At 63.1% G+C, this 10,071-nt stretch carries 11 protein-coding genes; 7 read left to right on the top strand and 4 right to left on the bottom strand.

Annotated features, from left to right (window positions below):
* Together ABJF10_RS01260 and ABJF10_RS01255 are read right to left on the bottom strand one after the other, a co-directional pair.
* Positions 1-362, bottom strand: a 362-nt coding sequence (locus ABJF10_RS01260; protein ID WP_348542692.1) for an alcohol dehydrogenase catalytic domain-containing protein, incomplete at its 3' end; no start/stop codon positions are given.
* Positions 363-432: 70 nt separating this feature from the next.
* Positions 433-1,341: a hypothetical protein gene (locus ABJF10_RS01255; RefSeq protein WP_348542691.1), complete on the bottom strand. Its 909-nt coding sequence runs from the start codon at positions 1,339-1,341 to the stop codon at positions 433-435.
* A gap of 257 nt (positions 1,342-1,598) precedes the next feature.
* Here ABJF10_RS01255 and ABJF10_RS01250 point away from each other — a divergent pair, with 257 nt between their 5' ends.
* A complete protein-coding gene (locus ABJF10_RS01250) occupies positions 1,599-1,898 on the top strand; it encodes a hypothetical protein (protein ID WP_348542690.1) in 300 nt (99 codons plus the stop codon).
* A gap of 159 nt (positions 1,899-2,057) precedes the next feature.
* Positions 2,058-2,504: a GNAT family acetyltransferase gene (locus tag ABJF10_RS01245; RefSeq protein WP_348542689.1), complete on the top strand. Its 447-nt coding sequence runs from the start codon at positions 2,058-2,060 to the stop codon at positions 2,502-2,504.
* A 128-nt stretch (positions 2,505-2,632) separates the two neighbouring features.
* On the opposite strand, the gene ABJF10_RS01240 is transcribed toward ABJF10_RS01245, so the two are convergent.
* Entirely contained in the window at positions 2,633-5,146 is a 2,514-nt protein-coding gene (locus tag ABJF10_RS01240; RefSeq protein WP_348542688.1) for a molybdopterin-dependent oxidoreductase, read from the bottom strand.
* Between the two features lie 97 nt (positions 5,147-5,243).
* On the opposite strand from ABJF10_RS01240, the gene ABJF10_RS01235 reads away from it, so the two are divergent.
* Positions 5,244-5,549, top strand: coding sequence for a metalloregulator ArsR/SmtB family transcription factor (locus ABJF10_RS01235; RefSeq protein WP_348542687.1), 306 nt, complete (start codon positions 5,244-5,246; stop codon positions 5,547-5,549).
* A 90-nt stretch (positions 5,550-5,639) separates the two neighbouring features.
* On the opposite strand, the gene ABJF10_RS01230 is transcribed toward ABJF10_RS01235, so the two are convergent.
* A complete protein-coding gene (locus ABJF10_RS01230; RefSeq protein WP_348542686.1) occupies positions 5,640-6,335 on the bottom strand; it encodes a DUF1361 domain-containing protein in 696 nt (231 codons plus the stop codon).
* Between the two features lie 132 nt (positions 6,336-6,467).
* Here ABJF10_RS01230 and ABJF10_RS01225 point away from each other — a divergent pair, with 132 nt between their 5' ends.
* From ABJF10_RS01225 to ABJF10_RS01210, 4 genes are read left to right on the top strand one after another with little or no spacing between them, the layout of a single operon-like run.
* On the top strand, positions 6,468-7,304 hold the full coding sequence (locus tag ABJF10_RS01225; RefSeq protein ID WP_348542685.1) for a phosphate ABC transporter substrate-binding protein: 837 nt from the start codon (positions 6,468-6,470) through the stop codon (positions 7,302-7,304).
* Between the two features lie 6 nt (positions 7,305-7,310).
* Positions 7,311-8,180, top strand: a complete 870-nt coding sequence (gene pstC, locus ABJF10_RS01220; protein ID WP_348542684.1) for a phosphate ABC transporter permease subunit PstC — start codon at positions 7,311-7,313, stop codon at positions 8,178-8,180.
* Positions 8,173-9,021, top strand: coding sequence for an ABC transporter permease subunit (locus ABJF10_RS01215; protein WP_348542683.1), 849 nt, complete (start codon positions 8,173-8,175; stop codon positions 9,019-9,021). Before pstC ends, ABJF10_RS01215 begins: the two co-directional genes overlap by 8 nt.
* Complete coding sequence (locus ABJF10_RS01210; RefSeq protein WP_348542682.1) at positions 9,014-9,811, top strand: phosphate ABC transporter ATP-binding protein; 798 nt, start codon at positions 9,014-9,016, stop codon at positions 9,809-9,811. Before ABJF10_RS01215 ends, ABJF10_RS01210 begins: the two co-directional genes overlap by 8 nt.
* Positions 9,812-10,071: the final 260 nt, after the last annotated feature.

Here is a 10,071-nt window from a genome sequence, read left to right as displayed (position 1 = left end):
TTGTCCGGCCCGTTGTAGGTGAAGACGGGGAATTGATCGCAAAGCTGCTCGAAGCCCTGCCGGCAGCTCGGGCAGACGCGGCACGAATCCACCATGCACCCGACCGCCGCGAGGTCGCCCGCCTTGAACTTCGTCACCGCGCTTCCCACGTTCGTCACGCGTCCCACGATCTCGTGCCCGGGCACGCAGGGGAAGACGGTATTCTGCCATTCGTTGCGCGCCTGGTGGATGTCCGAGTGGCACACGCCGCAGAAGAGGATTTCGATTTGCACATCGCCCGGCAACGGCGCGCGGCGTTCGAGCGAAAACGGAGCCAGGGGCGAAGTAGCGCTGAGAGCGGAAAAGGCGTTGGTGCGTTTCATAGGTTGATCTTATCGCGCCTCGCCCGGCGGACAATCGTGTCTTGCGTGAAAATTGTTGGCCCCTCGCCCGTCAATTCCGATGCGCCTTGTGGCACGCCGTGCATGTCTGTGTCACCTGCTGGAACGCGCCATCGCGCGCCGCCCCGGCCTGTGTCGCATCGCCCAGCACGGTGCGCAAGGCATCCGCCGCCTTCTCGCCCTCCGCCAGCTTCGCGGCGTAATCCTCCCCGCGCTTTCTGGTTTCCGGGTCGCGGGCGGCTTCCCGGAAAAGCTCCCACATCAGCACCGCCATCTGGGCCGGTGATGTACCGGGATGCCCCGGAACGTCGCGCCAGCCCGTCTTCTGCGCCGCCTTCAACGCATCGCAATGCTGATCGATCGCCACCATCGTATCCACCATCGGCGGAGTCTGTGCGGTCTCCGGAAAATCCCTGCGCATGTGCGCCAGTTCCGTCGCCGGCGGCGGCTGAAATGCCCGCACGTCGCGATACAGTCCCGCGTAATCCGGCGCTGTCCCCGCTTGGTGGAGAAAATCGATCGCTTGCTCTGTCGTCCACCCATCCAGCGTCCGGCAGACCACCGCCGCCGCCGTGGGCGAGCGATGCTTCCCATGATGGCAGTGCAAGTAGACCGGCCCTTCCGCTTCCGCCACTTGCACCGCCCTGGCCAGCTCCACGCCCCGGGCCTGCGGCAGCCCATCGTAGCCGAAAGGCAGGTGCACGTAACGCATCCCATATTGATGCGCCAGCGCCACGTTCGGCTTCGTGCCATCCACCGTTACGATCGTCTTCACCCCCAGTCGCGCCAGCTCACGAAAGGCCGCCTCATCCTCCGGTGCATTCCCCGAATACAGTGCCGCGTCGACTTTGAAAACATTGTGCAGCACCTGCGTCGCCACAGGCTGCCCCGGTTCGCCCGCCAGCGCACCCACCGTGCCCGCGGCGACCAGACAGATAGCAACCGGGCGAAAGAGCAACATGCGCGTGATTTTAGGATCACCCACTCGCCGTGCAAGCCGCGTCTGTGTCCTCGTCAAAAGAAGCGATGTATGTTTCGCTAGGAGATGTCATGAGAGCCAGTCTGCTCATTGTCTCCGCGGCGCTTCTCGCGAGTTGTGCGAATTCGCACCCATCTGCCCGCGATGCAGAAACGGTGTATCTCCGGTCGGGAGATGGTTTGTTGGCTCGCAACCAGCCACGGACAATACCGAATGAATCGCGCCGCCCGCCCAGTTCCGTGCCGCCGACCGCGAAAGAGAACAGTGTCGTCACCCACGCCATTGCACCTGCCTCAGTATCGACGACGACGGTGGACGAGCCGTTGCCCGCGCGGCGTGCCCAATTGCTGAGGCGGGTCGAAGATCTTTCCAATGAGGAGGCGGATTCCATCTGCCTGACGATGCAACTCATCCCGCGCGAACAAGTCTTCGACCATGGTATCAGGCCGAAGAAGATCCTGCTTCGCTACACCAATCAGGCTTCGTCTGTGGCCGAATTGGATTTCCTCGAGCGCACGCTCAACGATCCGCGACGCTGACGGATGGCTCCGGCTCAGGCGTGTGGCTGCGCTGGCCGAAAAGCGGAGCGCTTCCCGTGCGCTGTCGGCTCCAGTCTTCCCAGCGTGAAAAATCGCCCTACTCCCTGTCCGGGCAGGCTGGTGCTTCGGAATGAGAATGCGTAGAATGCGTTGATGTTGATGGAGATCAGACCCTTTCACCCCGCGGACGAAGCAGACGTCATCCACCTTTGGATGCGCTGCGGGCTCGTCGTCCCGCAAAACAATCCGCGCTCGGATATCGAGCGCAAATTGTGGGTGACCCCCGAGTTGTTCCTGGTCGGCACGTTGGGATCGAAAATCATTGCCACCGTCATGGCCGGCTACGAAGGCCATCGCGGCAGCATCAACTATCTCGCCGTGGCCCCCGAGTACCAGCGACGCAATTACGGCCGGCAAATCATGGAACACGTGGAGGCCATTCTGCGCGGTTGCGGCTGTCCCAAGATCAATCTTTGCGTGCGCACTTCAAACCACTCGGTCGTCGCCTTCTACCAACGCCTCGGCTTTGTTTGCGATCCAGTCGTGACCATGAGCAAGCGCCTGGTGGTGGATGAACCGCTGGTGGTGGAGTGGGTGAAAGGATAGTCATGTTATTCGTCATTACCGAAAGGATGATACCCGACCGGTACGCAGAGTACTTGAAGCCGAAGAGTTCGTAACGCCGGACGGCGCAAGTCACCGACGTGCTCATCATGCACGTCAGGCGCTCGAACTCACGCCTTCCGCACCCGCACGGCGAAGCACTTGTAGGCTTGCTGGCCGGAGAGGTTGTCGAAATAGCGGTCGTCGACGAGCGTATTCGCGGTCTCGTAGCGGGGCAGACCGAATTCATCGCCCATGGCTTGGGCGGGGCCGAAACTGTTCGGGATGAAGATGGTGTCCTCGCGGATGCCTTCCCAGATGGTCGCCGTGCCGTTGATGGCGCCTCGCGGACTTTCGATGACGATCTTGTCGCCCTGTGCGATGCCGGATTTTTCCGCAGTGCGCGGGTGAATCTGCACGAGCCGCACGCCGTTCATCTGCTTGCCCACATAAGTCCACTGGGTGACGCCGGCAAAATGCACGACGCTGGCCCGGCCGCACATGCCCATGAGCGGGAACTCCTCGTGCACCTTGCCATCGCTCAAGCCGCCGAGCTTCACGTTCGGCGTGACGGTGCCGGGGTTGACCGGATTCGGCACGAGCTGCTCGTCGTAGACGATGCTCGGATTCTGCCCCGTGACTTCCGGGTGGGTGTAGAAGATCGGCAGCGCGTTGTGGCCGGCGGTGGCTAGCTTCGCATCCAGCTCGGGCGTGAAGAGTTCCACCTTGCCGCTTCCGGTGAGGAAACGCTTGCCCTTGTTCTTCGGGTCGAGCGCCTCTGCGGCGCGGTACCAGCTCGGGTGATCGAGATAGAGCGTGGAGATGCTCGGGCTCTTCTCGTCGGGGCAGGGCCAGCGCAGCGGTTCCGCGCGCTTTTCCATGCGGGCCTGCGTCATGCCCCCCACGCCCGGCGTGCGCGCCACGAATTCGGCCCAGAGTTTCCCGTAGTCTTTCCACTCGGCGCGCAAATTGTCGGTCCAGTACTCCGGCTTGTTCCTGGTGTCGTTCTTCGCCATCGCTGCGCCCAGCTCGATCCAGATCTCAATGTCGGTTTTCGATCCGCCCACGCGCGGCACGGCGGCGTGCTGCCAGCGGATCGAGCGGTCATCGCGCCGCATGTAGACGCCATCCATCTCGAAGCCGCTGGCCACGGGCAGGATGATATCCGCGTAGTAAGCGGCCTCTTCCATGAAGAGCCCCGTGAAGACGTAGAACTCGAGCGCCTTGAATGCTTCTTGCACTTTCTTCGAGTTGGCGCTGCCGATCAGCGGGTTGCCCTCGGTGACGATCGCCTTGAGCTGGTAGGGCCGCGAATGGAGGATTGACTCGGCAAACCAATCCGGCCCCACGGGCAGCCCGCCGTCCTTCTTCGGCGTCTCGCCGGTGACCGGCGGCAGGTTCAGGCCGCCGGGCCACGTGTTGTGCATGAAATTGCAGCCCCCGCCGTTCACGCCCACGTTGCCGGTGATCGCGGCGAGGAAGGCGAGGGCGCGATAGGTGTCGAATGCGCCCAGTTGGTGCGAGATGCCCGCGTTGCAAAAGATGGCCGCCGGCCTGGCTTTCGCGTAGCCCTCGGCGATGGCCTTGATTTTCGCCGCCGGCACGCCCGTCACTTTCTCCGCCCACTCCGGCGTGTAGCCGTGATCGGCCAGGTGTTTCTTCAGCTCCTCAAAACCGAGCACCCATTTCGCGACAAACTTCGCATCGTAAAGCTTCTGGGCGATCACGTGCTGGAGAAACGCCAGCGCCAGCGCCAGATCGGTGTGCGGCTTGGGCGCGATCCATTCATCGGCCTGCGCGCCGGTCGGCGTGAGGCGGGGATCGATCACCACCAACTTCGCCTTTGTCTTCGCCCGCTCGCGCAGCAGGTAGGCAAAGGTCACGGGATGCGTCTCCGCCTGGTTGGTCCCGAGGAAGAGGAAATACTTCGCACTGCCCAGGTCCTCCATGCCGGTGTTTTCGTCCTTGCCGTAGCCGTTGGTGAAATTGCCCATGCCGAAGGTCGCGCCGAGCGCATTGCCGCCGGCGTCGTTGCAGACCGGGCCCACGTCCGTGTCGTTCGGCGAACCGAGCAGGGTGAAGAAGCGCCCAATGATCGAGCCCGTGCCGCGCTGAAGACGGCCCGAGGTCTTGTTGGCGATGGCCTTGGCATCGCCCGCATCGCGCAGGGCGAGAAACTTCTTCGCAATGATGTCCAGCGCTTCTTCCCACGAACACGGCTCGAACTTCGAATCCGCCGAACCCTTGTCCCCGCCCACGCGCTTGAGCGGCTTCGTGAGCCGGAAACGATTGTAGACCAGTTGCGTCATCATCTCCGCCTTCACGCACAGCCCGCCAGCCTGCACCGGGTCGGCCTCCTCGCCGAGCACGTCGATGATCCGCCCATCCTTGATGTGCACCTTGAGGCGGCAGTTGGAATTGCAGAACTGGCAGGCACTATCGACGATCTTGTCCGCCTGCAACGCGCCGGAACCCTTGGTGAAATCAAAGCCCGCCGGTGGCGGCGACGTCTTTGAATACGTGCCGTCGTGCCCGGCGAGCGCTTCCGCGGGACGAAGGCCGAGGGTGGTGGCGGCCGCGGCACCGAGCGCGCCACCGCGGAGAAAACTGCGCCGGGAGAATTGTTTTTCGGATTCCGTGTTCATGGGCGTGGGAGGGTGATGCGCATATGCGCACAAAGGCACGTTCTCAGGTCCGCATTTTTTCGTCGAGCAAATCTGCGACCTGCTGCACATTCCACTCATGTCGAAAACGGACTGCACGGACATCCTCAAGGCGCTCGCCGATCGCTCCCGCATGCGGATCGTGAAAGCGCTGCTCGCCAAGGGCCATGGCGTGAACGACCTCGCCGAGGAACTCAAGCTCTCGCAGTACAATGTCTCGAAGCATCTCCGCGTGCTCAAGCAGGCGGGCATCGTGGATATGAAACCCGAGGGAACGCGCCGCGAATACTTCATTGTCAAAGACTTCCGCGAGCGGCTGAAGAAGGAAGGCCCGGTATTGGATTTCGGCTGCTGCAGCTTCCGGTTTGACCAATTGCCGGATTGAACCGCGGAGGCGCAGAGGCGCGGAGATGATGAAGGGGTGAGACGGTCCCGTGCCATAAATTGCTTCTCCGCGCCTCCGCGCCTCGGCGGTTTAAGACGGCCCGGTGACGGGTGGAGGCGCTTCGCCCTCGTGCAGTCGCGCCATGGAAACCACGAAGCTGTAAACCGCGAGGGAGAAAAAGAAAAAGGTCACTGAAAAGGCCATCGCCTCCCGGGCGTTCTGCGGCTCGACCAGGCTCATCGCGTCCTCCGCCAGCTTCAGCGGGCGGGCGACGACATCCCAGCTATTCCAGCGCAGCACGCGGCCGAGGTAGATGCCGACTGAGCCCATCGCCAGCGTGCACCCGGCAAAGAGCCAGCCCAGGCGCCACCCGAACCGCTCGCGCACGAAGAAATGCAGCAGGTAAAGCGACAGGCAGCCCAGGAACATGCCGCCCGCGGCGAAGCTCATGGTCATCAGCAGATCGAACCAGCGGAATGCCCCGGTGTTCTTCAGGTGGACGAAGTCGGTGATGATGTAGAAGGCATTCGGATAAAAGAGGATCCACAGGATCAGGGTCACCCAAAACCACCGCCGCTTGCCGCTCGGCATCCGCCAGATGAACAACGCCAGCAACATGGGAATCCACGCCAGCAGCAAATTCCCGAAGAGCCCGCCATAGCGCATCTTGCCCGTGATGGCGAAGCGCACCAGCAACATGGCGGTGCACACGGCGGACCCGAAGAGCAGCGTATAAAGCGTATGCCGGGCGCGGTGCGCGGGGATGGTGCGTTGCGGGGATGTCATGGCGGGCCAAACATCCAACATCCCACGCCGAACATCCAACCCCCAATGAAGACGTTTCGCGGAGCGGAAAGTATTTGTCTATAAGCGCACTCAAGCATATTTCACGCTTCGTCTTGGTCATCCGATTTCCACATGAGATTCCCCGCCGCTCTTCTCGCCCTCCTCCTCACCGCGCAGCTGGTTCTTGCGGAGACGCTCAAGATCAACGGCTCCACCACCGTGAATCTCCCCGCCGCCGAGGCTGCGGAAATCCTGCGCGCCGAGCAGCAGCTCGATATCCAGGTCGACACTCAGGGCGGCAGTTCCGGCGGCATCTCGATGCTCGGCGACGGCCTCATGCAGATCGGCATGCTTTCCAAGCATGTGAGCGACGACGACCGGGCGAAATATCCGGCGGTGAAGTTCCACGAGATCCAGATCGGTGAAGATGCCGTGGCGCTCATCGTCTCCAAGGACGTGTGGGACGGCGGCGTCCACGCGCTGACCCAGCAGCAGATCAAGGACATCTACGAGAGCAAGATCACAAATTGGAAGGACGTCGGCGGCAAAGCGCAGCGCATCGCTTTCTTCAACAAGGAGCCGGGCCGCGGCACGTGGGAGGTCTTCGCGCACTGGGCCTACGGCAATCCGAAGGCTGCGCCGCAGGTGAGCTTTCCTGAGGTCGGCGGCAACGAGGAGACGCGCAACAAAGTGAGCTCCACGCGCGGCGCGCTTTCCCAGCTTTCGTCTTCGTGGGCCGATGGCAAAAAAGTCTTCGCCCTCGGCATCAAGCTCGACGACGGCACGGTCGTGGAGCCGACCAACGAAAATATCGCCAACAAAAAGTATCCGCTCAGCCGCTCGCTCCTTTTGCTCACCAATGGAGAACCGGCTGGAGTAGCCAAAACCTACGTCGATTTCCTGCTCAGCGACCGCGGCCAGGATTTGGTGCAGAAGCACGGCTACATGCGGCTCAAGGACTTGAAATAACGCCGCATGACGCGCGCACTGAGTTGGATCTTCAGCCTCGTCGCCCTCGCGGCGGTGGTGCTGCTCGTCGGCATCTTTGCGTATCAAAGCCTGCCGGTGTGGCATCACGAGGGCTGGAATTACCTCACCGGCGCGAAGTGGTTTTTCCGGCAGAAGCAATTCGGAGCGCTGCCGATGATTTACGGCACAGTCGTCGTCGCCGTGATCGCCCTCATGCTCGCGGCGCCGCTCGGTTTCGGGGCGGCGATTTGCACCGCCGAGTATCTGCCGCGGCGGGTGCGGCTCGCCGTGAAGGTGCTCATCGAGATGCTCGCGGGCGTGCCTTCGGTCGTCTACGGGTTGCTGGGGATTCTGCTGCTGCGCAATTGGGTCTATGATGTCTTCGCGAAGTTCGAGCCGCTCAGCGGCGATACGCTCCTCACCGCCGGCGTGCTGCTTGCGGTCATGATCCTGCCGACGATTGTGACCCTCAGCGACGATGCCTTGCGCGGGGTGCCGGCGGCGCAGCGGCGCGCGGCGCGCAGCTTGGGACTGACGCGCGCGGAGACGATCCTCACCATCGCCATCCCCCAGGCGAAACGCGGACTCGGCTCGGCGCTGCTGCTCGCCCTGGGACGCGCGCTCGGCGAGACGATCGCGGTCTTCCTCGTCGTCGGGCGGCAGGACAACCATCTGCCCGAGCACTGGCTCTCGCTTCGGGCGTGGCTCGAGGCCGGGCAGACCATCACCAGCAAGCTCGGTGGCTCGGAGGTGAACATTGCCTACGGCGATTCACTCCACTGGGGCGCAATCGTTGGGCTCGCCCTCATACTCCTCGCAATGACCGGTGGCGTGACGCTACTCGGCACCGGATTTGGAAAGCGTTCCGATGCGTAAGCTGCTCGATTTCGCCCTCGCCGCCGTTGCCGGTCTCTGCGCGTTCATCGCCGTGGGGTTGCTCGTCGGCTTGGTGGGAATCATCGCCCAGCGTGGTGGTCCCGCGGTGAACTGGCAGTTTCTCACCGAACAAATTCGACTGGTCGGTGCGGCGGGCGGCATCTTCTGGAACCTGGTCGGCACCTTGATCCTGCTCGCCACGGCCTTCGCGGCGTGCGCGCCGCTGGCCATCGGCCTCGCGCTCGTGGAGCGGGTGTGGCTGCGTGGGGAAGGCGCGCGCCGCGCGTTGCGCACCGTACTCTACACGCTCAATGGTGCGCCGAGCATTGTCTTTGGCATCTTCGGGTTCGTCGTCTTCGTGCAGTGGTGCGGCTGGGGAAAATCGTGGCTCGCCGGTGGCCTCGTGCTCGCCCTCTCGATGCTGCCCACGGTGACCGTGTCGCTCCTGGAACGGCTCAAGGCGATCCCGGCGAAATACGTCGAAGCCGCTGCCGCGCTCGGCTTGAACAGGGCGCAGATCGTCTGGTCCGTGCTGCTCCCACAGGCGTGGGGCGGTCTCATCACCGGCTCGCTGCTCGGGCTGGCGCGGGCGGCGGGGGAAGTCGCGCCCATCATGTTCACCGCCACGATCTTCGCCGGCGCGACGCTGCCCAAGGGGATCAAGGAAAGCCCCGTGCTCTCGCTGCCCTATCACATCTTCATATTAGCGCAGGACTCCTTCGATCCCAGCGTGGGCTCGAAGCTCTGGGGCGCGGCGCTCGTCCTCCTCGCGCTGGTGCTCATTCTGAGCGTGATCGCGCTGCCCAGCCGCCTCAAACTGCACGAAGAAGCCGATGTCTGATTGCTGCCCGCCACTCGTCGCGACCGATATTGCCCCCATCCTCGAAGCTCGTGGACTGGAAGTGCTGGCCAAAGGCCGCGCGCTCATCCGCCACGTCAACTTCGCCGTGCGGCCTGGCCAGGTCTTCGGTCTCATCGGGCCTTCCGGCGCGGGCAAGAGCACCCTGCTGCGGGCGCTGAACCGGCTCACCGATTTGATTCCCGGCCTGAGCGTGCGCGGCGATGTGCACTTGAAAGGCCAGTCCATCTACGCGCCGGGGACCGATGTGAATGCCTTGCGCGAAAAGGTCGGCATGCTCTTCCAGCAGCCGGTGGTCTTTCCCACGACCATCGCGGAAAACGTCCTTTTCGGGGCCAAACGCCTGCGCCGGCTTTCCCGCGGAGACCGCGCCGAGTTGATCGAATTCGCTCTCACGGAATCCGCCCTCTGGACGGAAGTGAAGGACCGGCTCCACCAGCCCGCGACGACGCTCTCCGTGGGGCAGCAGCAACGCCTTTGCCTCGCCCGGACGCTCGCGGTGAAGTCGGAAATCATCCTCATGGATGAGCCGACCAGCGCTCTCGACCCGAAATCCACCCAGGCCATCGAGGAACTCATCGTGCGCTTGAAGGAGCGGCATACCATCGTCATCGTCACGCACAACGTCACCCAGGCCCGCCGTCTCACCGACTGGATCGCCTGCGTCTGCCTCCGCGACGGGGTAGGGGAGATCGTGGAAAGCGCCTGCTGCGACGCCGTGCTCGACAACCCGCAGTGCGGTGAGGTGATCGACTATTTGGCGCACGCTTGATGGGGAGATTCGGCTCTTTTTACTTGACACCAGCATACTTACGTGCTACACTGCGCGTGATGGTAAAGGTGTGAGGTCGCGGAAGGGTTGGCGATGCTTCCGCGGTGGCGTGCGATGCGAGAGAATGCTTCAGATGATGAGACGTGAGATGAAATCGATTTTTAAGCGGTGTACTGCCCGGATGCCGGAGGTCCCGCCCTGCCGCGGTCGGCGCACCGCCCAGTTCCGGGTAGTTCCGACCTTTGAAAAGGATCTATCGG

The organism is Chthoniobacter sp. (genome assembly GCF_040003245.1).
Classification (GTDB): Bacteria; Verrucomicrobiota; Verrucomicrobiia; order Chthoniobacterales; family Chthoniobacteraceae; genus Chthoniobacter.
Note: the sequence above shows the minus strand (reverse complement) of the source record. Positions and strands in the feature narration are given on the sequence as shown.